Below are 26,041 nucleotides of genomic sequence, written 5' to 3'. Positions count from 1 at the left end.
TTAATATTCTTTTATTTCCTGTTTTTGTACATCGTTTGAAAAAGCAGTTGCGAACTCTAAGGTGAGTAAGGATGAATCAGTGTGAGAAATATTCGTGAAAATCTCCTGACGTGATTTCGTTTTTTGAATATGGACCCCGAGATTTTTGTACTTGTTGATTATTTCATTTTTCATGCTTACCCTCCCTTCCTGCTGTATTCGTTATCCTTTACGTTCCCATTAAAAGTAAGGCTAAAACCTATCTGGATAAATACTCGCCAAAAAGGGTAGATATTCTCATCAATTAACCTGTATCGTTTGTAGCTGATGTTCATGCACTTCTTCTTTTTCCACATGCACCTGAATCTTATAAGTTCCCGCCTCGTCAAAGGACACTTTATTTAGATAAGTCCCTTTTCCCTCTTCTTTCGCCTTGGTGAAATAACTTTCTTCACTGCCTTCTTTCCACACCTCAAAATTTACATCTGCATCAGTCAAAGGCTTCCCATCCAAATGCACATTGGCTTCAAAGGTGGAACTGTTCCCCGCCGTCACAGGATTGTTATGAAACTCGATCAAGACATTCGACCTTGGGTGTACCGAGGTGTTTTCACTTTCATTATCAGTAATGACCACTTCTTTTTCCGGCATCACATGTTGATTTTTAGCTGTTACATGGGCAATTACATGATACTTCCCTTGTTCCTTGAAGGTGTGCATCACTTGATATGTCCCGCTTCCCGTATTCTTTGCATCTAACATTTCCCGTTTATCCTGTCCGGATTTCCTCACTTCAAAAAGAACCTCACCAGCTTCATTTACAAGTTGGCTTCCTTCCTTCACTGTGGTTTCTAGGATGACCTCTTTTCCGGAAACCAATGTCCCTTTAACGGATATAGTAGCCTCCATGGTTTCAGGTATGGCATTGCTCACTTCTTTATCTTCTGGCTTTTCGGTTTCCTGACATCCTGCTAACGCAAACAATAATATGGCTGACAAATAAAATTTCTTCATCGAAAACTTCCTTCTTTTTCATAATTAACCGATAAGACGGTCGTTTTATACACCATCCTTCCCAGATAACTGAAATATATACATTCTATTAAGTTGCGGTCCGCATCACGGTTACCGAAGTCAGCATCGCCACAGCGATGATGGTCAAAAATGAATAGAAAAACACAGTCAGGTCCACCACGCTCAAGCCCACAATGAGGACACATCCATCTATGAAGAAAATTAACATGCCGGCATTAAGCCCGCTTTTCCTGGAAATGATCTGTGCAAGCATGTCGGTCCCGCCTGTTGATGTACCATACCGGAGCATGAGCCCGATTCCCAGCCCGATTAATCCCCCTCCGATTATGGCACTTATATAGATGGGAAGATTCCAATCGATGACAGCCTCGGAAAAAATATCGATACATAACGAAGAGAAAAGTAGGCCATGCAAACTGTTGAGGAATAGTTTTTTTTCGTAATACCAAGCATATATATATAGGGGAATACTGCTCAGAATAACGCCTAACCCAGTTGGAAGCCCTAGAAAATAATGAATGATTAAACCAATCCCAATCATGCCACCATCCAACAAGTGATAAGGAATGAGAAAAAAATTAATTCCTACGCCCACAAGCAAACTTCCGGCCATTATGGCTGCCATCTTTTCGATGATCATCATGACTTCCACATCCTTTTTAATGGATAATCTTGTCCCAATCCTATATCCTATGTACAGAGAAGCTAAAAATTAATAAAAGGCCTTTTTTATTTTTTATAGGCATAGACCTTTAATTTTCTGAATATTCCATTATATAATGGTTATAGGAAAGGAATTGGTCAAAAACCGTCAAATAGTGAAACAAATGAACCTTTTACAAGCCATTTCCACCATTTTGCGAGTATTAGGCAATTTGACTGGATGACTAACTCTTTCTATAATGAAAGTATTTAAATCAATTAAACTGAGGTGATTGGATGGGACATTAAAGAACGTTCGTTGTGACGGACGGACGCTGCTTTGCCTGGCGAAAAAGTGCACGGTATTAAATAATCTTGCTTGCATTTTCCTTGCAAAATTCTTCTATTTCCCGTCTACGTATCGCTAATACACATATACTAGTACTCTATTCATTTAAAAACGGAGTGTAAACTTGCAGCCTTCATGCACGACTCCAGTACGTATTTAGCTATTTAGCACGACAAAAAAAATATACTTGTATATTTTAAAAATGTAGGAGGTGGACTCCTTATTCGTCTCATAGGCGATGTAAGGGAGACTTTTTGGACATAATAAACTTGGTACTTATTGCCATTTTAATTGCTTTAACAGCATTTTTTGTAGCTTCGGAGTTTGCGATTGTTAAAGTGAGGAGCACGAAGATCGATCAATTAATTGAAGAAGGTAAGCCGAATGCCCTAGCAGCAAAGAAGGTCACATCCAATCTCGATGAATACCTGTCAACATGCCAACTGGGAATTACAGTTACGGCATTAGGACTTGGGTGGCTGGGAGAACCGACAGTTGAAAGTATTTTGGGCCCGCTTCTCACTCAATTAAATATCCCTGAATCTGCTTCACATATCCTTTCAATCGCGATTGCCTTTTCTTTGATCACCTTCATTCATGTGGTGGTGGGAGAACTGGCACCAAAGACGATGGCCATTCAAAAAGCAGAGCAAGTAACATTATTCATTGCCAAACCGCTAATTGGATTTAACAAAGTCATGTATCCTTTCATCTGGGTACTTAATGGCTCTGCAAGAGTGCTAACAAAAATGTTTGGATTAAAAGCAGTTTCTGAGCATGACTTGGCTCATACGGAAGAAGAGCTTCGCATCATTGTTTCAGAAAGCTATAAAAGCGGCGAAATTAACCAATCTGAGTTTAAATATGTGAATAAAATTTTTGAATTCGATGATCGCATAGCAAAGGAAATCATGGTTCCTCGTACCGAAATCGCCACGATTTCCAAAGATGATACCATACAGCAGTTTTTTTCCATCATGGCTGAAGAAAACTTCACTCGATACCCAGTTATCGATGGTGATAAAGACCATATCATCGGACTGGTCAATATCAAGGAACTTTTCACGGAAATGATAGACAAGAAAAATCAGGCAACATCTACGATCAATCGTTATGTTCGTCCGATCATTCGTGTCATCGATAGCATCCCCATCCACGATTTACTATTAAAGATGCAAAAAGAACGTGTACACATGGCAATCCTCATGGATGAATATGGCGGCACATCGGGATTAGTCACCGTTGAAGATATCCTGGAAGAGATTGTCGGTGATATCCGGGATGAGTTCGACTTAGATGAAGTCCCTGACGTTCGTAAAGTGAAGGAAAATCATTATATTATCGATGCAAAGGTATTGGTCAGTGAAATAAATGATTTACTTGGCATCGATATCAACGATGAAGATATCGATACGATGGGTGGCTGGATTCTTACCGAGAACTACGAAGCCAAACAAGGCGATATTCTGAATTATGGACCTTACCATTTTAAAATAAAAGAAATGGAAGACCACCATATCAGCTATATCGAGATTTATAAACCTGCAAAAGCAGTAAGCGAAGTAAAGGAATTTCCTTTAATGTCGCAGACTGAAATCGTTTCTTAATGGAAAACCCCGCCCTAGTTTATTAGGACGGGGTTTTTTCTACCCTACATCATGGCATCTTCCATGATTTCACTTTCATTATGGTTACATGAGACAAAAAACTTTCATATTATAGTAAGAAATCCCCCTCTATTTATAGTGATTGAGGTATAGTTCTACCTTTCTTGTTTCATACTGTTAAAGAAACATCATCATAATTAAGGAGTGAAGACTGATGAAAGTTATAACCATTTGCCAGCAATGCAAAGGGAAAGGCAAAACTCGCTATCTACAGTTCTTTTCACGGAACTGCAATCATTGTAAAGGAAAAGGTAAAACGGTTAAAGATATGTCCAATTCAGTAAACTCCATTAAGAATTTCTAACAATGGCTCATATTTTAAAATGATGAAGCTTGATGACACCAGCCCTCTTCAATGTATTATAAACGATGAGAATAGCCGGCCCTAGGAAAAGTCCGATTACCCCCAGCACTTTAAATCCTAAATAAAGACTGACAAGCGACGCTAGCGGGGTTAAACCCATATTTGCTGAATAGATTTTTGGCTCAATGGTCCTCCTGACAACGGTTATGACCAGGAACAAGATGATTAGACCAATGCCAAGGTGATGATTTCCTTGCGTCCATACAATGACAGCCCAAGGAACGAGCACTGACCCTGTTCCCAATATCGGGAGAATATCGACGATGACGATTAAAAGAGCCAAGAGCAAGGTGTATTTCACATCTAGAATCCATAGTCCCGCATAGGCCATCAAGAACGTGAATAAACTCAATACAATCTGCGCCCTAAAGAATCCGACAGCCGCCATACTAAGATCTTGATAAACCATGGTGATTTTTTGGTAGGTTGACTCCCTTAAAAAAGAAACTAGCTTTCTCTTCAACATCGGAAGCTCAAGACTGATTAAGAATAAAGCAATTAAATAGATTAAGAAATCTATAAAAAAGGCGGGTACGAGCGTAACAAGCTGAACCATGTCCTGGACAAAGTCCTTCGTAAACCCTTCAAGAGCCATGACCCCTTTTTCCATCGTAAGTTCGATTGACTGAATGAGATTAGGCGGCAACGTTTGGGAATATTGCTCCCATTGCCTGATGACCGGCAAAATTGCCGTGAGATAAATTTCTCGAATTAAAATCGGTAGCTTTTCAGAATGGACGATGATCCGTTTGATAAGAACGGAAAGCGAGAAATAAATCAAGCCGATAAAGCCACCTACATAGATAATGAAGGAAACCAACACGCCCCAAAGGCGATGTACGTTTAACATTTTGCTTATAAAGTTCACTAATCCATCCAATATGATGGCGGTTACTAGAGCAAAAATCAGCGCCCACGAGTAAGGAATCAAGAATATAATCCCTAAAAGGATAGCCGCCTTCCAAAACCAGCGAAAAAACATAGCGAAATTCAATTACTACACCCCCTTGCCCTTTCCTATTTCTCCTATATTTATGAAAGAATCTCCCATATATTTCGGTTATACGTTTTATTTTCTCATTTCAAGGGAAAAGATAAGGAAAGAGATGGAGGGATCGATTATGGATAACTTAAAAAAAGATAAAACTCTGCAGGAACGTAATGATAAATCCAAGGCTTTCAAAGAAAATCAAGAGAAACAACTAGAACGTGATCAGCTTGTCATGCCCATCGACGATTTGCCATTAGAAGACATTAAATACGAAAAAGAAGAAGAACGAAATAAAGAAGAAACCAAACACCGCTCCGCAAGCGAAAGAATTTAACGACAAAAAACCAGCTTCCATGCTGGTTTTTTTAGTTGATATTTTTGTAAGGGGCAAATTGGAAAAAGATAGTTCCCCATGATTTTCAAGACGATACTTAAAATTTCTGTATGTTTGTCGTATAATACAAAGGGTCGTTCTCTTTTTGGCACTTGTTTATGTTCAACTGCTCACAAAGTACGACAAATGATACCCCTTACATGTCTTGAAGATAAAATCGGTTATGAGTAAAATGAATCATATGAATCTTTCTTTATCTTAGACTTTTTCAATTTATAAATTATAATGAAGTGGCCGCTCATTATGAAGGAGAATTATATGAAAAACAAACAAAATCAGCTATTCCATCAACATTTACAATTATCCAGAACTATCGTAAAAAATATGAACGAACAGATCACAAGCCTGAATATTTATCATAACCAATGGACAATCTTGAATTATTTAAAGAACTGTGGTTATTCTACCATCAATGACATATCCAATTATCTAGACGTTGATAGCGTGATCATTACCCGTTCCGTGAATAGCATGGAAGAGAACCATATGATCAAACAAGTCCCTGGGAAGGATGAAGAGGAAAAGCGAATTGAACTCACGCCCAGAGGAAAAGAAGTACATATGAAATGCATGAAGATTGCGGATAAGATCGAAGGAAAAGCCTTAGATGGCATTTCCGAAGAAGAGCAGGACTTATTTTTCCAAACACTGCTTAAAATTCTAAATAATATTAGAGATTAATTGCCATCATTCTTTTAAATCCCTTTTATATAAGCGATTCAAAAGCTAGAGCCACGCCTTTTTTAACAGGCGAATCCCTTCTTTGATATCTGATTCAGATAAACCGCCATATCCCATCAAAATGGTTGGATGGTTGTCTTTCTTTGAATGATAAACCGAAGTGGGGTACACCTTCACTCCCTTTCTTTCAGCGGTTTGAATAAGCTCGGCTTCGGATTTATCACTATGGACTTGCACTAGAATATGTAGTCCGGACTTCTCTCCTATTACCGTTATTTGATCATGGAAGGTTTCTTCTAGTTCAGCAAGCAACACTTGATTCTTTTTTCGATACAGGATTCTCATTCTATTCAGATGCCGTTCCCAATGGCCATCTTTTATAAAAAGACAGACCGTTTCTTGGATCATTTTGGAAATGGTCTGTTTGTATCCTTGTAATTTTCTTTGGTAAAGATCGGCTAACTCAGGAGGTAGTACCATATATCCCGCTCTAATCGTGGGAATCAATGATTTAGAAAACGTGCCTAAATAGATCACCCTTCCACCTGTATCCAGACCTTGCAGAGACGGTATAGGGTTGCCTGTATGTCGGAATTCCCCATCATAGTCATCTTCAATAATATAGCCATTCTTTCTACCTGCCCATTTCAATAATTCCACCCTTCGTGATATGGGCATGATCATTCCTAACGGGAATTGGTGAGAAGGGGTAACATAGGCGATATCAGCTTGGCTTTCCTTTAATGATTCCACACACAACCCGCTTTCATCACAAGGAATGAACCTCATCTCAGCTCCCTCCACTTTCAATACTTCTCTCACCCGATGAAACCCGGGGTCTTCCAACCCAAATACTCTCTCCTTGCCAAGAAGAAGCCGCAAAAGATGAATGAAATACTGTGTACCCGCTCCGATGATGATTTGATTAGGGACACACCGCACCCCTCTTGACTGAAAAAGGTAGTCCGCAATTTCGACCCTAAGACCATGCTCCCCTTGAGGGTCCCCACTGATGAACATGTCCCTTTCCTGAAGGTACAGCGTATTATTCATGCACTTTTTCCACACGGTATGTGGGAAGGAGTCGATATCCACATGGCCATAATGAAAATCTATCATGTTGGTTACACTTGGCAAACTGGTCTCTGAATTACTAGTCGTGGTTACTTGCTCCATAATGGAAGAAATCCGATCGATTTCCGCTGCGAAATATCCTTTTCTCACCCGACTCTCCACATACCCTTCCGCGATTAGCTGCTGATAAGCTGAATCCACCGTATTCAAGCCAATACCTAAATGAACGGCTAGCTTTCGTTTTGAGGGTAACTTCATTCCAGCCTTTATTTGCCCATTCTGAATTTCCCTTTTCAAATAGTGATACAGTTGAACATATAATGGTCGATCCTTTGTTTTTTCGAGTTGAAAAGTGATTTCGTACATGGCGCCCACCCCTTTACTGGTTCCATAAATTATAACAGTTCTGGTTCTTATTATAGTACCAGATTTTTTTTATAATCAGGATATTACTTGATTGGAGGAATGAACATGAAGCCGTTTGAATTAACCGGGAAATACGTTTCACTGGTACCCCTGATGGAAAATCATATCGAACCGATTTACACAGCCTCCCTCCCCAAAGAAATCTGGGTGTGGAGTGCGACGAAGATTTTGTCTCATCAAGACGCTGTGGAATTTGTACAGCAAGGCATCTTATCAAGGGAAAAGAATCAGCACCATCCCTTTGCGGTAATCGATTCTTCGACTCAATCGGTTATCGGCAGCACAAGCCTAAGGGATATACGATTCGATAATCAAACAGTGGAAATCGGCTCGACCTGGTATCACCCTTCAAAGTGGAGGACAGCCGTCAACACCGAATGCAAATATTTACTTTTACAGCATGCCTTTGAAACGTGGCACATGAATCGTGTAGAATTCAGGACAGATGAGCTGAACAGAGCTTCACGTGCGGCCATTGCTAGGCTTGGAGCTGTTGAAGAGGGGATGTTACGAAAAGAAAAAATACTGAAAGATGGGAGAGTCAGAAACACCATGGTGTTCAGCATCCTCAAAGAAGAGTGGCCGAATGTGAAGCAGAAGTTGGAAGGGTTTTTGGGGAAATGAATCAAGAGAGTGCCCATTCATTTGGACACTCTCTTGACCATGGATTAATTTTCGGATGATTGTTTATGAGCTGTACTTTCCTTCTCCTTTTGCTGTAAAGATTCATTCTGCTTTTTAATAGAACGAATGAATATGAATACGACAATAGCGAAAAAAAGTGGCATGAGCAACGCAAATAATAGATAAATGGAATCGCCGAAAAGCATGATTTTTCCTCCTATGTTCTATCCAGTAAGATGGGATGCCTACATTGGATTGATTTCCCTAACGGCATTAGGTGCTCCCGATGGTTTGAGATAAACGAATCATGTCCCTGCACTGTATCCCATTTTCATAAATGGGCTCTGGATAATTCCTCGTGAAAAAATCGCGATCGATATCGGTTATTCTAAATCCACATTTTTGATAAAGGGCCAGCTGCCCCATCCCTGAATTACCCGTGCCGATTTCGATGGAGTGATACCCCAGTGACTTCGCATGATGAATCGCATGATTGACCAGCCTTTTCCCCAGGCCTTCACCTTGGTATTGTTCCGCGACAGCAACGTTGACGATTTCTATCGTGTCATCGGTCAATCCCTTCAAGACATACACGCCGGTTATCAGCCCATCCGATTCAGCGACAAAACACGTGCCCCTCTCCAAATAGGTCTCAACCAATTCTTTTGAAGGATCAGCAAGCAACAGTAACTCCATCGGTGGTACTTCATCTGGATTCAAGGGTCTAATTTTCATGACATCCTCTCCTAGATTCTATATTCATTTCTTCAACCAACTCTCCCATCAATACCGAGGCGGGAAGCGTTCGACTCCGTTTGTATCCTTCTCCTGCCCATAGAGCCATCAATTCAGGTTCGCCTTTTTGTCCCGCCACCTTTCGCATCTGTTTCGTCATGTGATGAACATAAGGATAGGCTGCCGGGGCGACCCTGTCATATTCCATTAAGAAGCGATTCACCAATCCCCGAGCACGGCGGCCGCTAAAAGCCCGGGTGATCGCCGTATCGGTAAACCGTGGATTATGGAGCGCTGCCTTATGAGCTGGGCTTGCGCCACTTTCCGGGCAACATAGAAAAGCGGTTCCCAACTGTGCCGCTACTGCCCCTGCTGCAAGAACACCGGCAATGTCTTTTCCATCCATCAATCCGCCTGCGGCAATTATCGGCACGTTCGTTTCTTTTTTTACAATCTTGATCAATTCCAAAAGCGCTTGGTCACTTTCTGACTCGTTATCAAAACTGGCACGATGGCCGCCTGCCTCAATCCCTTGTACACAAAGGATATCCGCTCCCGCCGTAACTGCAATTTGTGCCTCTGTAGGGTTCGTCACCGATACCGTAACAAGCGTACCGGCATGTTGGAGTTCCTTGATGATACCGGATTCTGGACACCCAAATGTGAAACTCACAACGGCGACCCGGAGTTCTTTTAACACGGCTATTTTATTGACCCAGTCATCATCGTCGCTCATGGGTTCCCCTATTGAAGCCCCTACACTTTCCGCCTCTTTTTGTATTTTTTCCCGGTAGGCGGTGAGTCTGGATTCATCCACAACCTCTTTACTTGGCACGAACACATTCACGCCAAAAGGCCGCCCAGTCAATCGGCGCACCTCTTCCATTTCGTTTCTCATTTCCTCTGCAGTTTTATATCCAGCTGCGAGAAACCCCAATCCTCCTGCAGCAGAAACCGTTGCGGCCAGTTTCGGTGTGGATGCGCCTCCAGCCATTGGGGCTTGAATGATGGGATATTTCATTAAATCTTGAAGCATTTTTAACAGGCCCCTTTCATTTTTCATGATTCACTTATCAAAGTTATGTTTTCTTGGTATAATGATTGTCTGTAAGAGAAAAGTGTCTTAACTGATCACCCTTTATATCTTGCAAATATAAATCATAGGTGGTAATTAAAAAATGGAAACAAAACCATATAGAGTTTTATTGTATTACTTGTATACACCAATCGAGAATCACGTAGAGTTCGCTGCCGAACATCTTGCGGCATGTAAAGAACTTGAATTGAAAGGCCGGATTTTAGTTGCCCAGGAAGGGATCAACGGTACGGTATCTGGTACAATCGAACAAACCGAAAAATACATGGACATGATGAAAAGCGATCCCCGCTTTGCTGATATGGTCTATAAAATCGATGAAGCCGATGGCCATGCCTTCAAAAAAATGCATGTCCGTCCAAAAAATGAACTGGTTACGCTTCGATTGGAAGATGACGTCGATCCAAACCAGACGACAGGGAATTACTTAAGCCCAAAAGAATTTTACGAGCAAATGCAAGATGAAAATACAGTCGTACTTGATGCGAGAAATGACTATGAATTTGATTTGGGTCACTTCCGCGGCGCAATCAAGCCAGATATCACAAATTTCCGTGAACTTCCGGAATGGGTACGTGAGAATAAAGAGATGTTTGAAGGTAAAAAAATCCTTACGTATTGCACAGGCGGAATCCGTTGCGAAAAATTCTCCGGATGGCTTGTCAAAGAAGGCTTTGAAGATGTCAGCCAGCTTCACGGAGGCATCGCAACGTACGGAAAAGACCCTGAAGTGCAAGGCGATCTTTGGGATGGTCAAATGTATGTATTCGATCAAAGAATTGCCGTTCCGATCAATCAAAAGGAACATGTCATCGTCGGCAGGGATATCTTCTCCGGCGAACCATGTGAGCGTTATGTGAACTGCGCGAACCCGGAATGCAACAAGAAAATCCTTTGCAGTGAAGAAAACGAGCACAAACACTTACGCAGCTGTTCCCACGAATGTCGGGTGCACCCACGTAATCGCTATGTAGTCGAGCATAACTTGTCTGAAGAAGAAGTGGCAGAACGACTACAACTTATTAAAGAAACCGCTACAGCAGAATAAGCCATGAAACCCGAATCAATCGACTCCTTGTCCTGATTCGGGTTTTTTCATGCTTTTCTCTTACTTCTATATCACGATAGAAAAATCCTTTTTTTCAGCTTTTTTGTCTATGGTTGAATTAATATGTTGCGTGGTTGAAATATTGCTTGGTATGGTTGAAATAATTCGGATTGCGGTCGAATTATCGCCGTTCGTGGTTGATTTAGGCCAAGCTAAGCTACAAATAGTATGCAAAAAGCGATTCCTCCATAGAAGAATCGCTCATGCCCTTACTTATCTGTGCTTACTACAATCCCGCATGCTTGCCTGTCACCGGCATCACCTGTTTTTAACGTGTCTTCATTCGGTCCCTTTTCTCCATCCGCTTCATAATGGTCAGGAATATTGGCAAAGTTGTCCGGATTTGCATGAACGATGACCGAAAGCTCTTCTTGCTTCAGTTGTTCCACTGTCATGTTATCCAACGTGGCTGTATATTTGGCTGTTCCATCTTCTTTAACAAAAAGAGGAAGCATATCCCCAGCATGATGGGAGTGCTTTTCATCTGTTGGATTGAAGTGCCCCCCGGCTGTAGTAAAAGGCCCTTCCTTTGCATCCGCTTCACATGCTGCATTTTCATGAATATGGAACCCATGATAACCGGGTTCTAACCCTTCCAGTGCCGCTTCGATCAAGACGGAATTCTCTTCCGCGGAAAAATTGACAGTACCTAAAGTTTTACCCGCAGTATCCTTAACTTCCGCCTGTGCTTGTGGGTCCACTTCCGTTTGTGTTCCCTGTACCGGTTTTGAATCTTCCACGGTTTTGTCTGCATTCGTTGAGTTATCCTCTGAATTGCATCCATACAACAAAAAGGCGGCACATGCTGGCAACAGCAGCTTTTGCTTATAGTTCATCATCAGTACCCTCTCTCTTTCATTTATGTATAGTCTTCTTAATCATTTCCACTATTTTGAAAGGATAAACAGAGAGAGGGATAAATGGGAAAATAGATTCTATGAGCATGATAAAAAACCTAACTAATCTCACAGTAAAAGATTTTCCATACTAGTTTATTAGACTCACCTCTTATAATGGAATCACCCCAAGAGTGATAGCCACGATTGTCATTACAATCGTTGTCCCACACGCCCATTTAAATAGAAACTTTTGATGATCACCAAAGTCCACACCAACCAGCCCAATCAGAATGAATGTGGCAGGAACCAAGGGGGATAAGGGAAAGCCTGTTGTGGAATGACCTAATAAAGCGGCCCTCCCGATTTCAACTGGGGCAATTCCAAAGTTCGCCGCAGCCTCGCTAATGATGGGAATAATTCCAAAGTAATATGCGTCAGGTGAAAAAATGAAGCCCATCGGAATGCTAGTAAGTGCCACAACAACAGGTAGATGTGCACCAAGCCAATCTGGAATAACGGTCACGATGGAAGAAGCCATCGAATCCATCATCTTCGTTTCCGTGAAGACGCCCGTGAAAATACCCGCTGCAAAGATAAGTGTACAGATCATAACAAAACTATTGGCATGGCTTAATATCCTTTCCTGCTGTTCTTTTGGATTTGGAAAGTTAACGAATAATGCTATGGCAAAAGCCGAAGCGAATAAGATTTGTAGAGGCAACACTTCCATTACCAAAAATACCATTAATGCGATCGTCAATAACCAATTAAACCAAAACTTCATGGTTGTACCATTAGTAGCTTCAACCGCAGCAGCCTGTTCACCCAACCCTGAAGGCATTGGTGTCTGCAATGGAGTGATGCCCAATCTGGCTCTTTCCTTCTTCCCAAGGATATAGGCGGAAAACAGCGTCCATATCAGCCCTGCAATCATGACCGGAATGAGCGGAATGAATAAGTCTGATACTTCCACTTGTAGACTGGCTGCTGCTCTTACCAACGGGCCGCCCCAAGGGATGATATTCATGACGCCTGCAGCTAAAGCAACCACACACGCCAATATAAGCCTATTCATCCCTAACCTTATATAGAGCGGCAACATGGCTGTTACGGTGATCATGAAGGTGGAAGACCCGTCACCATCTAACCCTACTAGCATCGTGATGATGGCAGTGGCCATCACAACCTTTAGTGGGTCCCCCTTCACAAGGCTTAGTATCTTGGTAATCATAGGTTCAAATAAACCAACGTCTAGCATCAAGCCAAAATATAAAATAGCAAATACAATCATAACGGCCGTTGGCGTTACCTTTATAATCCCCGCCATCATCATTTCTCCCATTTCCGACGCAAACCCACCGATCAATGCAAAAAGGATGGCAGTGAAAATGAAGGCAACCACTACAGAAAGGCGCTTTGAAATGACCAAAATAAGAAATGTAAAAATCATGCAAAATCCAAGAATCGATAACATGTAGACTCTCCCCTTACTATTTGAAATATTAACTTTCATCAAATATTTTATATTTTCTGAAAAATTAGTATTTAGTTAGTATAACACTGGGTATTTCATTAAAAAACAACTTTTTCAAACTAGATTTTTTTCTTGCCCTGAAGCATGTCTGAATCAAATACATTTAATAGAATAGGGTAAATCTGTATACTGAATAGTAAATATCAGGTAGAAAGAAGTGTTACATGTATATGGATGTTAAATTGGCCAAACGGAATCTTTTCATCATGTGGTTTGCCAACTTCTTCATCGGTGGTAGCATGACGATGGTTCTTCCCTTCATCTCGTTATACATCGGTACCTTTGGCAATTATTCGGCACAATATGTCCAGCATTGGTCGGGGTGGACATTCGGAATTACCTTTGTGACAGCCTTTTTGTTTTCCCCCATTTGGGGACGAATCGGGGACCGTTATGGTAGAAAGAAAATCCTGATTGCCTGCGCCTTCGGTATGGGCCTATCGATTTTCTTGATGGGATTTGTAGAAAATGTCCTGCAGTTGTTCTTATTAAGAATGTTCATGGGCATATTCACTGGATTCATCTCCATGTCACAAGCTTTCATTTCCACACAGACACCTAAAGAGATTGCCGGAAGGGTCTTGGGTACTCTTCAAACGGGAAATATAACCGGCTCCCTTTTCGGACCATTGATTGGCGGCGTACTTGCGGATACTCTCGGCTACTCAACAGCGTTTAAGTTCACTTCCATCACAATTTTCGTCTCTGGACTTCTTGTATTCGCAACCAAGGAATATCAAGTTCAGCGACAAAAAGGAACAAAAGCCAGTTATTCGAGCCGGGAGGTCCTCTCGCACATTTTACGGAACCCCATTCTAGTGAATGTCATGCTCATATCAACGATTGTCCAGGTGGCTCATTTCAGCATCCAACCCATTCTATCTTTATATGTCGGGGAACTGCACGGAACTACTAATCTGGCCTTTTACTCAGGCATCGCCTTTTCCGCAGCTGGTCTCGGAAACTTATTGATGGCCAGGTACTGGGGCAGGATAGGCGACCACCATGGACATATAAAGATTCTGGTGCTCCTTCTTTTCCTCACAGCACTCGTATATTTGCCTGGAGCTTTCATCAATCACTTTTGGCAACTTGTATTTGTACGGTTTGCATTAGGTATAGTCATAGGGGGAATTATCCCTGTAAGGATTGCCTATATCCGCCAAGAGGCTCCCGTTGCCATGCAGGGGGAAGTGCTTGGATATAATACTAGTCTCCGTTTTTTAGGCAATATCATCGGCCCGGCAATGGGAGGGATGGTTGCAGGATTTTATGGATTTTCAGCCGTTTTTATAACGACCAGCTTCCTGCTGCTGTTAGCAGGACTGGTCCTGTATTTGGCGTTGCATCGCAACCCGGAGTTGGCCCGGCATTCACATTGATTAGAAGACCTTTAGCAAAAAGAAGACACCCGTTAGATGATCCTTCTAACGGGTGTCTTCTTTTTCATTCAAACTTACCCAACAAGATGGTTGGACCCTCTCTGTAACAGAACTTTTCTTTGCCTAATTTCTTAGAAATTTATTTTTTACATAGCTATAATAAAATAGTATAATATACCTAGTAATATATACCTAACAAGGGGTGTCAACATGTATCCGACCTTCACATATTATGCAAAAGTTCACATCATCAAGGATCAGCGTTATTGTGAATGTGGAATTATTCATAACTACCGGGGAATATTCGAGAAAAAAGACCTGAAGAAGGTTAAGTTTAAATCGGTTTCCGATATCACCTGCAGATCTTGTCGGGAAAAGTTCTTAAACGAAAACCCTAAGTCCTAGGGATATCTATTCATTCCCTCGTTTTCCTACTTCTGTTTTTTTAAACATTATCGTGTTTTTCTGTATATTTATAGATTTGATTCTTTTTTATGTTAAGATTATTTAAGGTGAAAATCCACAAACCAGACATATCAAGCTTTTGTGGTAGTGGTTGGATTTCCAAGATTTACTTTCCTCTTGGTCTTTTTTCGCCTAAAATTAGTTTAAAAGAGGGTTAAAATGCTTTTTCCTACTATCAAAACGGATGAAAGACACATCGTAAAAGACAAACATACGTGTGTATGTGGTACGCGATACAATGTATTCGCTATGTTAACCAGAAGAGATCTTAGAAAGATCATCTTCAAGCATTACAAAGAAGTTACCTGTACAGCATGTAAATCTAGCATTATACATAAAGAAGAATAAGCAGGACATATCCCCCTCCTCTCTCTAATGCTTCTACATACTCATGCAATCAAGTCCACCCCTTTCATAGTATTATTTCATTCATCCCACAGTGTAAGGAACCGGAATTTACTTATGACTCGTAAGTTCAACAAAAAAAGACCATTACGGGTCTTTTTTTGTTGAAGGTGGCCCACTTGGATCTTTCTATTTGGCCTAATTGATATAAATAAGGAAATTTCCATTCAATTATGAATCCATAGATAGAATAATGAAGTCATGCTATAATCTAGTACGTTACAATAGCCAATCCATACTTATATAGAGAAAAAGGAAGTGTCGTTTTGAATATATCTACATTAAAACAGGAGTGGTTTTGCAACGTTCGCGGAGACGTACTTTCCGGAATCGTCGTTGCCCTGGCCTTAATTCCTGAGGCAATAGCTTTCTCCATCATTGCCGGGGTCGACCCGATGGTGGGATTGTATGCTTCCTTCTGCATCGCCATCGTCATCTCCTTTGTTGGTGGAAGACCAGGCATGATTTCAGCGGCGACCGGGGCGATGGCACTCGTGATGGTTGACCTTGTAAAGGATCATGGCTTGAACTATTTACTTGCCGCAACTATATTAACTGGGATCCTTCAAATTCTACTGGGCGTCTTTAAAATTGGGAAGCTCATGAAGTTTATACCGAAGCCGGTTATGACTGGCTTTGTGAATTCTTTGGCCATTATGATTTTCATGGCTCAGCTCACTCATTTCAAAGGGGAAACGTGGGTCATGTATGTCATGACAGCTGGTTCACTCGCCATCATCTACCTATTCCCACGGATAACCAAGGTCGTTCCTTCCCCGCTGGTCGCAATCATCTTCATGACCATCGTGGCCGTTGCAACAGGGGCTACTGTACGGACCGTAGGCGACATGGGGCAATTGAGCGAGGCTCTTCCCATGTTCTTGATTCCGGATATCCCTTTATCATTCGAGACATTGGCCATCATTTTTCCTTATTCCATTGCCCTAGCGTTTGTCGGATTGCTTGAATCCTTACTAACGGCTCAAATCGTTGACGAAATGACCGATACGGATAGCAATAAAAACCGGGAGGCCAAAGGTCAGGGAATAGCGAACATCGTGGCCGGTTTCTTCGGCGGGATGGCCGGATGTGCAATGATTGGACAATCCGGTATCAACATCAAATCCGGGGGACGAGGTCGGCTGTCCACTTTCGTCGCCGGGGCCTTTTTGTTAATCTTGATCGTGTTATTGAATGATGTCCTCATTAAAATTCCGATGGCCGCCCTTGTTGCGGTCATGATCATGGTTTCCATCGGGACTTTTGATTGGTCCTCCTTGAAGAGACTTCGGATCACTCCTAAAACCGAGGCGATAGTCATGATCGTAACGGTTATCGTTGTTCTTTATACGCATGATTTATCCAAAGGCGTATTCGCCGGGGTACTCTTGAGTATGATTTTCTTCTCGGCTAAAATTTCGAAAGTGTCTGTCGAGAAAACAGCGGACAACCAGGCTCGGCAAATCACTTATCGGATAAAAGGCCAGGTGTTTTTTGCATCGGTCCAAGACTTCATTTCGAAGTTTGATACGAAGGAAAAAGCAGATTCCATCATCATTGATTTTTCCAATTCGAAAATATGGGATGCCTCGGCTGTAGGAGCCGTCGAGAAAGTCATCTTAAAATACAGAGTACAGGGGAAAACGGTTCAAGTGCTTGGCCTTGATCAGGAAAGTTCTCAGCTGCTAAAGAGCCTCGCCTCATATGAAAAGTAAAAGGATGCATGGCTCCCCTGCATAAATTCTTGCTGAACCGCCAAACTAGAGTGAATGATACTCTGGATTGGAGGGAAAATCATGTCATCCGAACAGGATTATACTGCAGCAGATTTATCACCTGACCTTCTCAATGAGTTAAAACTCTTTGAAGGAAAAATACGTGAGGAATCAAACAAAGAGCTTATCGTGATTGCGTATGAAAAAGAGAAAGAAGCGTTGAATTGAAAAAAGGACTCGAAGCCACTTTCAAAGTGGCATCGAGTCCTTTTTTTATTACTTAGCGAAGATATCTGTTAAAACTGGTACAATTTGTTTTTTACGTGATACGACGCCTTCCAATACAGCAATGTTCTTATTCAATGTTACGTTATACGCTTTCTCCACTGCATCCGCTGATGCTCCTAGAGCCAAGGCAACGGAATCATTCGTTAAGATATCCGTTACGACGAATAAGAATAAATCCAATTCTTTCGCGGCAATAACTGCATGAATCGCTGCTTCAATTTCTGATTGCTTTGCAAGCACTTCATTCGGGTCAACAGCATTCACTTGAGCAATCTCAACTTTTGCCGTTCCCATTGAAAATTCTTTTGCATCAAGTGTGATGAGCTGATCGATGGTTTTGTCACTCAGGTCAGCACCCGCTTTTAGCATCTCCAAGCCATATGTTTCAGCATTCACGCCGGCAATTTCCGCTAATTCCATAGCAGCTGCGACGTCTTGCTCCGTGCAAGTAGGCGATTTGAATAATAAAGAGTCGGAAATGATGGCTGAAAGCATAAGTCCTGCAATGGCTTTAGGCACTTCAATTCCGTTTTCTTTATAAATCTTATTTAAAATAGTAGCCGTGCAGCCAACTGGTTCTGCGCGGTAATATAAAGGATCACTTGTTTCGAAATTAGCGATACGATGATGGTCGATGACTTCCAATACGCGTACCTGGTCAATGTCTTCGGCACTTTGCTGACGTTCGTTGTGATCGACTAAAATCACGCCATCCGCTTCCCCAGCCACTTTTTCAACAAGGCGGGGTGCTTCGAATTTAAATTGGTCCAACGCATATTGTGTTTCACCATTCACTTCACCAAGACGAACAGGTTCAGCTTGGATGCCCAGCTGCTTTTTTAGGTCAGCATAAGCGATTGCTGAACAGATAGTGTCGGTATCCGGATTCTTATGTCCAAAAACTAATATTTTTTCCACGATTTTTTCTCCTTTTTCCTAAATGATTTGGCAGGGATTTTTCTTTTCATAACCAGAATCCCTAGTTTTGCTATGCAATTTATTTTAACACAAAAACCCTGACATTCCGCGATGGAATTTTGTATTCCTCCCTATATTCTTTCATCATCCTCTTCCTTTATCCGACCTTGTCAATAGATATGAATCAGTTTTCCACAAATATATATGTTGAATTATCAGCATGGATGGCTTACGATAATATAAGCATACATACTAGATATTGACTTTTCTAACAACATAAATAACTATATATAGAATTATTAACCAAGGTGCCAGAGATGGCTGAAAAGGGAATCCGGTGTGAACCCGGAACTGTCCCCGCAACTGTAAATGTGACGAAATGAGAAAACCACTGTATAGCTCTCTATACGGGAAGGACTCAAAGTAGGATGATCATGAGTCAGGAGACCTGCCTGGTTTTTTCAAGTTTCTTATTCTTCGGGGATTGAGATGATGAAACGATAGTGTAACGGCTATTTTTTCATGGCTCTTTTATCCTATCGTTTGATCCGCTCAATTTATTGGGCGGTTTTTTTTTATTCGCGTACATTTAAGAGGAGGAACATTTATGACTCAAACATATAACCCTACCATAAAAAATGACACAGAAACAAATTCAATCCAGATGGACATGTTATCCAAGGATTTCGAAGGCCGTCTTGATATGGAAAAGTTCAAAAAGCGTTTTACTAAATGGCTCGATCGAAAAGGTGATGCTTCAGAAGAACAAACATCGAAAAAGTTGATCCAGCTTGCACTTGAAAGTGTCGATATCGATGCCCCAGACTGGACATTCGTCGCCGCAAGGGAACTATTGAATGCCATGTATCGTGATGCCCAAAAGAACCGGGGCTATGAAGGCCGGAACTATGGACCTTTCTATGAATTGATTCAAGAACTCTCTCAGCAGCATGAAGGGCAACGTTACCCTGTTTATAAAGCAGAGCTTCTCGACTCCTACACAAAAACGGAAATCGAAGAATTGGGTTCGGTCATCGATCCGGAAAAAGATAAACTATTTTCATATATCGGAATCTATCTTTTGAATGATCGCTACTTGGCCCGTCCAAAAAAAGACAAGGTCTATGAACTTCCCCAGGAGCGCTTCATGATCATTGCCATGGAAATCATGAGACTGGAAAAAACGGAACACCGCCTGCAGCTTGTCAAAGAGGCCTACTGGGCAATGTCGAACCTATATATGACGGTTGCGACCCCTACCCTTTCAAATGCCGGCAAAACCCACGGGCAATTGAGTTCATGCTTCATCGATGCAATCGAGGATTCCATCGACGGAATTTATCAATCAAACTATGATGCCGCAAAAGTTTCCAAGTTCGGTGGCGGCGTTGGTCTATATGTCGGAAAAATCCGTTCGCTCGGTTCTGATATCCGCGGTTTTTCCGGTAACAGTTCAGGCACGACTCCCTGGATTCGCCTCTTTAACCAAACGGCCGTCAGCGTCGATCAATTGGGACAACGTAAAGGCGCAATCGCCATCTATCTGGATGCGTGGCATAAGGACATCATGAGCTTCCTTGACTTGAAGACGCAAAACGGCGATGACCGCCTAAAGGCGCATGATATCTTCACTGGTGTCTGCATCCCCGATTTATTCATGGAAGCCGTGCGTGACCGGAAAGATTGGTATCTCTTCGACCCGCATACCGTGAAGCAAACCCTTGGGTTCTCCCTCGAGGATTTTTATGACGAGAAAAAAGGGGATGGCAGTTTCAGGGACCATTACGCCCTTGCTGTAGAGGCGGCGGAGAATGGCATACTTCCAGGCTATAGTTTCGAGAAAATCAAAGCGATGGACATTATGAAAGGCATCATGATTTCACAATTAGAAGAAGGCGTACCCTATATGTTCTACCGGGACGAAGTGAACAGAAAGAACCCGAACAAGCATAAAGGGATGATCTATTGTTCTAACCTTTGTACGGAAATCGCCCAGAACTTAAGCCCTTCAACGATCACCGACGAATATGAAACGGAAGATGGCGATGTCGTCGTAGTTCGCAAAAGCGGGGATTTCGTTGTCTGCAACCTTTCTTCCATCAACCTGCCACGCGCGGTGAACAGCGATGTATTGGAGAGACTGATCCCGATTCAGATCCGCATGCTCGATAACGTCATTGACGTGAATACCTTACCGGTCAAGCAAGCTTCCATTTCGAATAAGCGCTACCGCTCAATCGGCTTAGGAACTTTCGGGTGGCATCATTTACTCGCGACGCAAAATATCTACTGGGAGTCCGATGAAGCCGTTCAGTACGCCGATACCTTATATGAGAAAATCGCTTATTTAACCATTAAAACATCCAATGAATTGGCCAAGGAAAAAGGAACCTACCCATACTTCGAAGGGTCCGATTGGCAAACGGGGGAGTATTTCGACCTTCGTGACTATAGAGATCCAAAATGGTTGGAATTAAAAGAAGAAGTGCAGCAGTATGGTACACGAAACGGCTATTTAATGGCAATCGCCCCCAATTCATCGACTGCCAAAATCGGTCATTCCACGGATGGCATCGACCCGTTATATGAAATCGAGTTTTATGAAGAAAAGAAAAACTTCAAATTTAAAGTGACAGCGCCTGGATTGACGCCCACTACGTATGAATACTATAAAAAAACGCGCTTCCATTTGGACCAAAAGGAAAGCATCAAGCAAAATGCAGCACGTCAACGTCATATCGACCAAGCCATCAGCTTCAACCTGTATGTACAAAACACGATCAAGGCTAAAGTGTTATTGGACATACACCTAACAGCATGGGAAAGCGGATTGAAATCGACTTATTATCTTCGTTCCACTTCATCCGAATACGACAATGCCTGTGAGAGCTGCTCCAGTTAACGAGTGGGAATGGAATTTACTTTATTGAAGGAGATTTTACAGATGACAAACCATATCAAGAAAATCAGGATGCTCGAACCAACCCATCCTACCAAGGCAACCGGCGTTTTCAAAGGAGAAGCATCAGGCTTTCTCCTTTGGAACGACATTCAGTATGAAAAATTCTATGATACCTATACACAGCTCATCAACAATTTTTGGAAGCCATCGAGCGTGAACATGATCCAGGATAAAAAGCAGTGGGGTGAATTGGATGAGGATATCCAGGATGCTTTCCTCGACATCCTCACGATGATTGCCGGGATGGACAGCCTGCAAACACCAACATTAGTGGAGATCCTTCGATACATCAAGGATCCGGCAGCAAAGGCGATCCTCGCCAACATGGCCCAGCAGGAATCCATTCATAATGAATCGTATTCTTACATCCTTGCTTCCTTGATTCCTGTCGGCAAGCAAAAACAGCTTTTTGACCGGATCAAAGAACACCCGGAAGTAATCAAGCGGAACCATCCGATCGTGGATGCCTACCAAACATTTGTGGACGACCCTAGCCCTCAGCACTTATTCGAGGCGCTCATCCATTCCACGAACCTTGAAGGGATCTATTTTTACCTGGCTTTCGCCTTCTACTACAATCTGGGCCGGCAAAATCTGATGACCGGTTCGGCAACGATGATTTCCTATATTCATCGCGATGAAATGGTCCACTTCGATTTCATTGGCATGCTTGTACAAATTTTAATGTATGAATATCCGGAACTGAATAATGAAGACAATACGAAGTTCATCTATACGACGATTGAAAAGGCCGTCGAGCTTGAAAAAGAATGGTCCGAATATATGCTTGAGGATATCCAAACAAAAGCAGATCTCGATTTGGACGAGTTCAACGAGTATATTGAATATATCGCCAACAAACGATTACGCATGCTTGGACTTGAAAACTTGTATCAAGAGTATAGCGAGAACCCGATGCCCTGGATCAAAACGTTCGACGATGAATCCATCGGGCTGACGAAGACCGACTTCTTCGAGCAAAAATCAAGGACCTATAGCCAAGTAAATGCAAGCAACGGGTTCGATGAGCTTTAAAGCCGCCATCGTCCATCATTCGGCAGGCGGCAATACAAAGGCGCTTGCTGAAGTCCTTGCATCCCTTTTGCCCGAAGCAGAGCTATTTCGGGTTCTTGAATTTGATATACGTACAGTGCATGAGTATGATTCGTTGATTGTCGGTACTTATACTTGGGGAAATGGCGAGCTTCCTGCCAGAATGTCCGCCTTCTATTCGGAGCTAGAGCAAATGCCGATTTCCCACCTGAAAACAGGAGTCTTCGGAACGGGTGAAACCAATTACAATCATTTTTGCGGAGCCGTCGACCAATTTCGGGACATGCTATTTGCCAAGAGCCAATTGGTCGCTACATTGAAAATCGAACAAATGTATCAAGAAGCTGACCTACCCAGGATAAAAAAGTTCGCCTCTCTATTTACAAACTAACAAACTCCCAAGCTTGTAAATACAAAATAAAAAGACCCCAAATTGGGGTCTTTATTAACATTCAATTATTTTTGAACGTTAGCAGCTTGTGGTCCACGAGCGCCTTGCTCGATTTCGAAAGAAACTTCTTGGCCTTCTTCAAGTGTTTTGAAACCTTCACCTTGAATAGCTGAGAAATGTACGAATACGTCGTCTTGTCCTTCAACTTCGATGAAACCGAAACCTTTTTCTGCGTTGAACCATTTTACTTTACCTTGTACCATGTTAGTTCCTCCTGTGTTTGGAAAAAATCCATTTTTATACTATTTTTGGTTCTGGATAATGTCTCAAGAGGAACCCTAAAACGGTAAATCCTTCTATCAAACAACTTATTCCGAACAAAAATAATTACCCATATTATATCATGGGTAATTAACTGAAAACAATATTAATGGGAGTAATTTTGCCGACAAATTATCCTAAAATTCTACATTTTTCTTTTTTTGCTTTGACGGAATCCTTCATCCAATAAGTAGCGCTCCGCTTCGATTGGACTTTCGAAACACTCCTCTAAGTTCGGTCCTGAGTATACGTTCCAAAGCTGATCTTCTCTAACAAGCGAAAGCTCCTGCTTTTCACGGCCAATCCAAGTTCCCTCCAACCTAGCGAACTCATCGTCCGCCTCCTCTTCTTGCATAACAGGAGGTTCGGATAAATAGGATAGGGCAGTTTTGATCAATGCTTTTAATTCCTCTTCGGAATAGTCACGTATATTGATGAATCCTTTGCGGTCTGTTTCCTTCTTTTTCAAATGCCCTGCGTATACGAAGCCATTGCCATTCGGATGCAGGTGCTGTACGACAATTTTCTTCTCCTGAACACTGCCGGGAAAATGGAAATTGACGCGTCCTAGTGAAACATCTTTCCGTTCTAATTCCGGGAAAGTTTCAATGATACTTAATTTTTCTTCAAATGTTAACAAATTTCTTCCTCATTTCATTAGTTCATCTTGTTTGTCGATTATAACACAAGAAACCATCATTCTGTTTACCTACTTCTATTATAATGGATTTTAAGGAGATGATTTACGCATGATGATGAATATTCCAGAATTACGCTCCATCCATGGACAACAACTGTTTTCCCTTCAAAAAAAAGCCTATGCAGTGGAAGCGGAATTAGTTAGATTTGACGAAATACCCCCATTGGTAGAAACGTTTAATCAATTCTTACGCTGCAAAGAAACATTTATCGGTTTTTTTGTTGACGATACGGTTGCCGGGGCCATTTCCTATAAAAGTGAAAATGGACTGATAGAGATTTGCCGATTGGTCGTACACCCAGATCATTTCCGAAAAGGCATTGCACAGGCCCTTCTTACCCACCTACAACTGACGATTCCATGGAAGAAGCTATCCGTTTCGACCGGTACCTTGAACATGCCTGCACGTAAACTGTATGAAAAAAATGGCTTTATTCATAAGAAAGACGTGGAAGTCGCACCTCAATTTTTCATTAGTTTATACGAAAAATAATCATTTTATGTACGTCACGATGAAAAGCATGATGAAAGAGATGGCGATGATCACACCGACCCATAGCCAGGCTAGAGTCATATTCCCTGAATCCATGGCTATATATATCGCGGTCGGTATCGTCTGGGTCTGTCCCGGGATGTTTCCAGCAAACATGAGTGTCGCCCCAAATTCCCCCAAGGCTCGTGCTGAACTCAATATCGCTCCGGTCAGGATGGATTTGCCGGCTAATGGAAGGGATACATACCAGAATAACTTCCATTCACCCGCTCCATCCACTCTCGCGGCATTTTCTATTTCTTCATCTATGCCCTCAAAACCCGTTTTGGCCGATTGGTACATAAGCGGGAAGGCTACAACGGTAGAAGCAATAACCGCCGCCCACCAGGTGAACATGATTGGTTGGCTAAACACCTTCTCGATGACTTGACCTAGCGTTCCGTTTTTACCGAAAAACACGATCAGTAAAAACCCGACGACGGAAGGCGGCAATACAAGGGGCAACAAAAACACGGTTTCCAGGATGACCCTTCCTCTGAAGCGCTTTTTGGCCATGATGCGGGCAAGCATGATTCCTATAATAAAGACGAGGATTCCCGAGATTCCGGCTATCTGAACGGACAGTCTAACAGGTGACCAAAAGTCCGCGGTCATGATCCTTGCCCCACAGTCGACATCATCAATGAAGGAAAACGCAACAGTTGCTCTTCTAAGAAATAGTTTTCCTTAGCTAAAAACGGCTCAGCCACCCTCATCCTATTCCCCGGATTTCCTTCAGATGCAGGCACTCCCGATATTTTAAACATCCACATTCGAATTCTCCCTTTTCCAAAAAAACTTTTAAGTTTATTTTTCTTGACATATTGCTGACACATACAAACGTTAAAGTAAGAGTATAACAAATACAAAATAATTTTAACCCATAAACCGAAAAAGCAAAAACCCAAAAAAAACCTATAAAAAATATGAAACCTTAAGGGAGTCGATTTTAATGGTTACAATTTATACTACACCAAGCAGTTTAGCATGTCGTAAGGCAAAAGCTTGGCTTCAAAAAAATGAAATTTCCTACAATGAACGGAACTTATATTCTCAACCTTTATCTATAGAAGAAATCAAAGCGATTTTACGTAAAACGGAAGGCGGTACAGATGAAATCATCTCAACCCGTTCCAAAAAATTCAAAAGCTTGAATATCGATATAAACAATACCCCACTTAACGACCTTTGTACGCTCATTCAAGCAAATCCAGATTTATTACGTCGCCCGATCATTTTTGATCATAAGAATTTGCATGCTGGCTATAATGAAGAAGAAATGGGCCGCTTCCTTCCAAGAAAAGTCCGTCACATTCAATTGTGGCGTGCCATCAGCCAACTCGCCTAATCAACTATACCTGACAAAAGGGT

At 41.9% G+C, this 26,041-nt stretch carries 29 protein-coding genes and 1 riboswitch; of the genes, 14 read left to right on the top strand and 15 right to left on the bottom strand.

What is annotated here, in order from left to right; translation table 11 throughout:
- The 3 genes from ACIQXR_RS07565 to ACIQXR_RS07555 form a co-directional block, all read right to left on the bottom strand.
- Window positions 1-174, bottom strand: coding sequence for an Lmo0850 family protein (locus ACIQXR_RS07565; protein ID WP_402867631.1), 174 nt, complete (start codon window positions 172-174; stop codon window positions 1-3).
- A 105-nt stretch (window positions 175-279) separates the two neighbouring features.
- Window positions 280-993, bottom strand: a complete 714-nt coding sequence (locus ACIQXR_RS07560) for a FixH family protein (protein WP_402867630.1) — start codon at window positions 991-993, stop codon at window positions 280-282.
- Between the two features lie 88 nt (window positions 994-1,081).
- Entirely contained in the window at window positions 1,082-1,657 is a 576-nt protein-coding gene (locus ACIQXR_RS07555) for a YitT family protein (RefSeq protein ID WP_402867629.1), read from the bottom strand.
- 602 nt (window positions 1,658-2,259) lie between these two features.
- Here ACIQXR_RS07555 and ACIQXR_RS07550 point away from each other — a divergent pair.
- Window positions 2,260-3,612: a hemolysin family protein gene (locus ACIQXR_RS07550; RefSeq protein ID WP_402867628.1), complete on the top strand. Its 1,353-nt coding sequence runs from the start codon at window positions 2,260-2,262 to the stop codon at window positions 3,610-3,612.
- 371 nt (window positions 3,613-3,983) lie between these two features.
- Here ACIQXR_RS07550 and ytvI read toward each other — a convergent pair whose 3' ends face one another.
- Complete coding sequence (ytvI, locus tag ACIQXR_RS07545) at window positions 3,984-5,030, bottom strand: sporulation integral membrane protein YtvI (RefSeq protein ID WP_402867627.1); 1,047 nt, start codon at window positions 5,028-5,030, stop codon at window positions 3,984-3,986.
- 127 nt (window positions 5,031-5,157) lie between these two features.
- On the opposite strand from ytvI, the gene ACIQXR_RS07540 reads away from it, so the two are divergent.
- Both ACIQXR_RS07540 and ACIQXR_RS07535 read left to right on the top strand, forming a co-directional pair.
- The gene (locus ACIQXR_RS07540) at window positions 5,158-5,361 is read left to right on the top strand and encodes a hypothetical protein (protein WP_402867626.1); all 204 of its coding nucleotides are present in this window, start codon (window positions 5,158-5,160) and stop codon (window positions 5,359-5,361) included.
- A gap of 318 nt (window positions 5,362-5,679) precedes the next feature.
- Window positions 5,680-6,102, top strand: a complete 423-nt coding sequence (locus ACIQXR_RS07535) for a MarR family winged helix-turn-helix transcriptional regulator (protein ID WP_402867625.1) — start codon at window positions 5,680-5,682, stop codon at window positions 6,100-6,102.
- A 45-nt stretch (window positions 6,103-6,147) separates the two neighbouring features.
- Here ACIQXR_RS07535 and pdxR read toward each other — a convergent pair whose 3' ends face one another.
- Window positions 6,148-7,542: a MocR-like pyridoxine biosynthesis transcription factor PdxR gene (pdxR, locus tag ACIQXR_RS07530; protein WP_402867624.1), complete on the bottom strand. Its 1,395-nt coding sequence runs from the start codon at window positions 7,540-7,542 to the stop codon at window positions 6,148-6,150.
- Between the two features lie 105 nt (window positions 7,543-7,647).
- On the opposite strand from pdxR, the gene ACIQXR_RS07525 reads away from it, so the two are divergent.
- Window positions 7,648-8,226 carry a GNAT family N-acetyltransferase gene (locus tag ACIQXR_RS07525; protein WP_402867623.1) on the top strand — a complete coding sequence of 193 codons (579 nt, stop codon included), beginning with the start codon at window positions 7,648-7,650 and terminating at the stop codon, window positions 8,224-8,226.
- Window positions 8,227-8,270: 44 nt separating this feature from the next.
- On the opposite strand, the gene ACIQXR_RS07520 is transcribed toward ACIQXR_RS07525, so the two are convergent.
- The 3 genes from ACIQXR_RS07520 to ACIQXR_RS07510 form a co-directional block, all read right to left on the bottom strand.
- Window positions 8,271-8,432 (bottom strand): hypothetical protein, encoded by a 162-nt coding sequence (locus tag ACIQXR_RS07520; protein ID WP_402867622.1) that lies wholly within the window; start codon window positions 8,430-8,432, stop codon window positions 8,271-8,273.
- A 67-nt stretch (window positions 8,433-8,499) separates the two neighbouring features.
- Entirely contained in the window at window positions 8,500-8,961 is a 462-nt protein-coding gene (locus ACIQXR_RS07515) for a GNAT family N-acetyltransferase (protein ID WP_402867621.1), read from the bottom strand.
- On the bottom strand, window positions 8,951-9,997 hold the full coding sequence (locus ACIQXR_RS07510; protein WP_403079790.1) for a nitronate monooxygenase: 1,047 nt from the start codon (window positions 9,995-9,997) through the stop codon (window positions 8,951-8,953). Before ACIQXR_RS07510 ends, ACIQXR_RS07515 begins: the two co-directional genes overlap by 11 nt.
- A gap of 142 nt (window positions 9,998-10,139) precedes the next feature.
- Here ACIQXR_RS07510 and trhO point away from each other — a divergent pair, with 142 nt between their 5' ends.
- Window positions 10,140-11,105, top strand: coding sequence for an oxygen-dependent tRNA uridine(34) hydroxylase TrhO (gene trhO / locus ACIQXR_RS07505; protein WP_402867619.1), 966 nt, complete (start codon window positions 10,140-10,142; stop codon window positions 11,103-11,105).
- A gap of 269 nt (window positions 11,106-11,374) precedes the next feature.
- Here trhO and ACIQXR_RS07500 read toward each other — a convergent pair whose 3' ends face one another.
- On the bottom strand, window positions 11,375-12,001 hold the full coding sequence (locus tag ACIQXR_RS07500; RefSeq protein WP_403079788.1) for a superoxide dismutase family protein: 627 nt from the start codon (window positions 11,999-12,001) through the stop codon (window positions 11,375-11,377).
- 172 nt (window positions 12,002-12,173) lie between these two features.
- Window positions 12,174-13,478, bottom strand: a complete 1,305-nt coding sequence (locus tag ACIQXR_RS07495; protein ID WP_402867617.1) for a CitMHS family transporter — start codon at window positions 13,476-13,478, stop codon at window positions 12,174-12,176.
- Window positions 13,479-13,702: 224 nt separating this feature from the next.
- Here ACIQXR_RS07495 and ACIQXR_RS07490 point away from each other — a divergent pair, with 224 nt between their 5' ends.
- The 4 genes from ACIQXR_RS07490 (at window position 13,703) to ACIQXR_RS07475 (ending at window position 17,733) form a co-directional block, all read left to right on the top strand.
- Window positions 13,703-14,920 (top strand): MFS transporter, encoded by a 1,218-nt coding sequence (locus tag ACIQXR_RS07490; protein WP_403079785.1) that lies wholly within the window; start codon window positions 13,703-13,705, stop codon window positions 14,918-14,920.
- Window positions 14,921-15,544: 624 nt separating this feature from the next.
- Window positions 15,545-15,733, top strand: coding sequence for a hypothetical protein (locus ACIQXR_RS07485; protein WP_402867615.1), 189 nt, complete (start codon window positions 15,545-15,547; stop codon window positions 15,731-15,733).
- Window positions 15,734-16,056: 323 nt separating this feature from the next.
- Entirely contained in the window at window positions 16,057-17,505 is a 1,449-nt protein-coding gene (locus ACIQXR_RS07480) for a SulP family inorganic anion transporter (protein WP_402867614.1), read from the top strand.
- 81 nt (window positions 17,506-17,586) lie between these two features.
- Window positions 17,587-17,733 carry a hypothetical protein gene (locus ACIQXR_RS07475; protein WP_402867613.1) on the top strand — a complete coding sequence of 49 codons (147 nt, stop codon included), beginning with the start codon at window positions 17,587-17,589 and terminating at the stop codon, window positions 17,731-17,733.
- A gap of 48 nt (window positions 17,734-17,781) precedes the next feature.
- Here ACIQXR_RS07475 and ACIQXR_RS07470 read toward each other — a convergent pair whose 3' ends face one another.
- Window positions 17,782-18,711 (bottom strand): manganese-dependent inorganic pyrophosphatase, encoded by a 930-nt coding sequence (locus tag ACIQXR_RS07470; protein ID WP_402867612.1) that lies wholly within the window; start codon window positions 18,709-18,711, stop codon window positions 17,782-17,784.
- 288 nt (window positions 18,712-18,999) lie between these two features.
- Window positions 19,000-19,181, top strand: a riboswitch (cobalamin riboswitch).
- A gap of 194 nt (window positions 19,182-19,375) precedes the next feature.
- Between ACIQXR_RS07470 and ACIQXR_RS07465 the strand changes: the two genes are divergently transcribed.
- Genes ACIQXR_RS07465 through ACIQXR_RS07455 form a run of 3 tightly spaced genes read left to right on the top strand, consistent with a single transcriptional unit; the run spans window position 19,376 to window position 23,117 of the window.
- Entirely contained in the window at window positions 19,376-21,613 is a 2,238-nt protein-coding gene (locus ACIQXR_RS07465) for a ribonucleoside-diphosphate reductase subunit alpha (RefSeq protein WP_402868518.1), read from the top strand.
- A gap of 42 nt (window positions 21,614-21,655) precedes the next feature.
- The gene (locus ACIQXR_RS07460; RefSeq protein ID WP_402867611.1) at window positions 21,656-22,708 is read left to right on the top strand and encodes a ribonucleotide-diphosphate reductase subunit beta; all 1,053 of its coding nucleotides are present in this window, start codon (window positions 21,656-21,658) and stop codon (window positions 22,706-22,708) included.
- On the top strand, window positions 22,698-23,117 hold the full coding sequence (locus tag ACIQXR_RS07455) for a flavodoxin domain-containing protein (protein WP_403079782.1): 420 nt from the start codon (window positions 22,698-22,700) through the stop codon (window positions 23,115-23,117). The genes ACIQXR_RS07460 and ACIQXR_RS07455 overlap by 11 nt, the downstream gene beginning before the upstream one ends.
- Window positions 23,118-23,182: 65 nt before the next feature.
- Here the strand turns inward: ACIQXR_RS07455 and ACIQXR_RS07450 are convergent, their stop codons facing one another.
- Together ACIQXR_RS07450 and ACIQXR_RS07445 are read right to left on the bottom strand one after the other, a co-directional pair.
- Complete coding sequence (locus ACIQXR_RS07450) at window positions 23,183-23,380, bottom strand: cold-shock protein (protein ID WP_028393295.1); 198 nt, start codon at window positions 23,378-23,380, stop codon at window positions 23,183-23,185.
- Window positions 23,381-23,583: 203 nt separating this feature from the next.
- Window positions 23,584-24,078 (bottom strand): hypothetical protein, encoded by a 495-nt coding sequence (locus ACIQXR_RS07445; protein WP_402867609.1) that lies wholly within the window; start codon window positions 24,076-24,078, stop codon window positions 23,584-23,586.
- Between the two features lie 109 nt (window positions 24,079-24,187).
- On the opposite strand from ACIQXR_RS07445, the gene ACIQXR_RS07440 reads away from it, so the two are divergent.
- Window positions 24,188-24,631, top strand: a complete 444-nt coding sequence (locus tag ACIQXR_RS07440) for a GNAT family N-acetyltransferase (protein WP_402867608.1) — start codon at window positions 24,188-24,190, stop codon at window positions 24,629-24,631.
- On the opposite strand, the gene modB is transcribed toward ACIQXR_RS07440, so the two are convergent.
- Window positions 24,632-25,285 carry a molybdate ABC transporter permease subunit gene (modB, locus tag ACIQXR_RS07435; protein ID WP_402867607.1) on the bottom strand — a complete coding sequence of 218 codons (654 nt, stop codon included), beginning with the start codon at window positions 25,283-25,285 and terminating at the stop codon, window positions 24,632-24,634. It abuts the gene before it with no gap.
- Window positions 25,282-25,443: a hypothetical protein gene (locus ACIQXR_RS07430; RefSeq protein WP_402867606.1), complete on the bottom strand. Its 162-nt coding sequence runs from the start codon at window positions 25,441-25,443 to the stop codon at window positions 25,282-25,284. The genes modB and ACIQXR_RS07430 overlap by 4 nt, the downstream gene beginning before the upstream one ends.
- A gap of 179 nt (window positions 25,444-25,622) precedes the next feature.
- Between ACIQXR_RS07430 and spx the strand changes: the two genes are divergently transcribed.
- The gene (spx, locus tag ACIQXR_RS07425) at window positions 25,623-26,018 is read left to right on the top strand and encodes a transcriptional regulator Spx (RefSeq protein ID WP_402867605.1); all 396 of its coding nucleotides are present in this window, start codon (window positions 25,623-25,625) and stop codon (window positions 26,016-26,018) included.
- Window positions 26,019-26,041: the final 23 nt, after the last annotated feature.

The sequence above is a fragment of the Peribacillus sp. NPDC097224 genome (assembly GCF_044761985.1).
In the GTDB taxonomy this organism is placed as follows: Bacteria; Bacillota; Bacilli; order Bacillales; family DSM-1321; genus Peribacillus.
The sequence above is the reverse complement of the archived record's forward strand: the minus strand, read 5'-3'. Positions and strand labels throughout refer to the sequence as shown.

Bases quoted from the DNA above. Each gene is read 5' to 3' on its own strand.
- ACIQXR_RS07540 (WP_402867626.1), top strand. From the start codon at position 5,158: ATGGATAACTTAAAAAAAGATAAAACTCTGCAGGAACGTAATGATAAA.
- ACIQXR_RS07490 (WP_403079785.1), top strand. From the start codon at position 13,703: ATGTATATGGATGTTAAATTGGCCAAACGGAATCTTTTCATCATGTGG.
- ACIQXR_RS07515 (WP_402867621.1), bottom strand. From the start codon at position 8,961: ATGAAAATTAGACCCTTGAATCCAGATGAAGTACCACCGATGGAGTTA.
- trhO (WP_402867619.1), top strand. From the start codon at position 10,140: ATGGAAACAAAACCATATAGAGTTTTATTGTATTACTTGTATACACCA.
- ACIQXR_RS07500 (WP_403079788.1), bottom strand. From the start codon at position 12,001: ATGAACTATAAGCAAAAGCTGCTGTTGCCAGCATGTGCCGCCTTTTTG.
- ACIQXR_RS07525 (WP_402867623.1), top strand. From the start codon at position 7,648: ATGAAGCCGTTTGAATTAACCGGGAAATACGTTTCACTGGTACCCCTG.
- ACIQXR_RS07535 (WP_402867625.1), top strand. From the start codon at position 5,680: ATGAAAAACAAACAAAATCAGCTATTCCATCAACATTTACAATTATCC.
- ACIQXR_RS07455 (WP_403079782.1), top strand. From the start codon at position 22,698: ATGAGCTTTAAAGCCGCCATCGTCCATCATTCGGCAGGCGGCAATACA.
- ACIQXR_RS07565 (WP_402867631.1), bottom strand. From the start codon at position 174: ATGAAAAATGAAATAATCAACAAGTACAAAAATCTCGGGGTCCATATT.
- modB (WP_402867607.1), bottom strand. From the start codon at position 25,285: ATGACCGCGGACTTTTGGTCACCTGTTAGACTGTCCGTTCAGATAGCC.
- ACIQXR_RS07440 (WP_402867608.1), top strand. From the start codon at position 24,188: ATGATGATGAATATTCCAGAATTACGCTCCATCCATGGACAACAACTG.
- ACIQXR_RS07485 (WP_402867615.1), top strand. From the start codon at position 15,545: ATGCTTTTTCCTACTATCAAAACGGATGAAAGACACATCGTAAAAGAC.
- ACIQXR_RS07510 (WP_403079790.1), bottom strand. From the start codon at position 9,997: ATGCTTCAAGATTTAATGAAATATCCCATCATTCAAGCCCCAATGGCT.
- ACIQXR_RS07520 (WP_402867622.1), bottom strand. From the start codon at position 8,432: ATGCTTTTCGGCGATTCCATTTATCTATTATTTGCGTTGCTCATGCCA.
- ACIQXR_RS07465 (WP_402868518.1), top strand. From the start codon at position 19,376: ATGGACATGTTATCCAAGGATTTCGAAGGCCGTCTTGATATGGAAAAG.
- ACIQXR_RS07495 (WP_402867617.1), bottom strand. From the start codon at position 13,478: ATGTTATCGATTCTTGGATTTTGCATGATTTTTACATTTCTTATTTTG.
- ACIQXR_RS07460 (WP_402867611.1), top strand. From the start codon at position 21,656: ATGACAAACCATATCAAGAAAATCAGGATGCTCGAACCAACCCATCCT.
- ACIQXR_RS07555 (WP_402867629.1), bottom strand. From the start codon at position 1,657: ATGATGATCATCGAAAAGATGGCAGCCATAATGGCCGGAAGTTTGCTT.
- ACIQXR_RS07450 (WP_028393295.1), bottom strand. From the start codon at position 23,380: ATGGTACAAGGTAAAGTAAAATGGTTCAACGCAGAAAAAGGTTTCGGT.
- spx (WP_402867605.1), top strand. From the start codon at position 25,623: ATGGTTACAATTTATACTACACCAAGCAGTTTAGCATGTCGTAAGGCA.
- ACIQXR_RS07430 (WP_402867606.1), bottom strand. From the start codon at position 25,443: ATGTGGATGTTTAAAATATCGGGAGTGCCTGCATCTGAAGGAAATCCG.
- ACIQXR_RS07560 (WP_402867630.1), bottom strand. From the start codon at position 993: ATGAAGAAATTTTATTTGTCAGCCATATTATTGTTTGCGTTAGCAGGA.
- ACIQXR_RS07475 (WP_402867613.1), top strand. From the start codon at position 17,587: ATGTCATCCGAACAGGATTATACTGCAGCAGATTTATCACCTGACCTT.
- pdxR (WP_402867624.1), bottom strand. From the start codon at position 7,542: ATGTACGAAATCACTTTTCAACTCGAAAAAACAAAGGATCGACCATTA.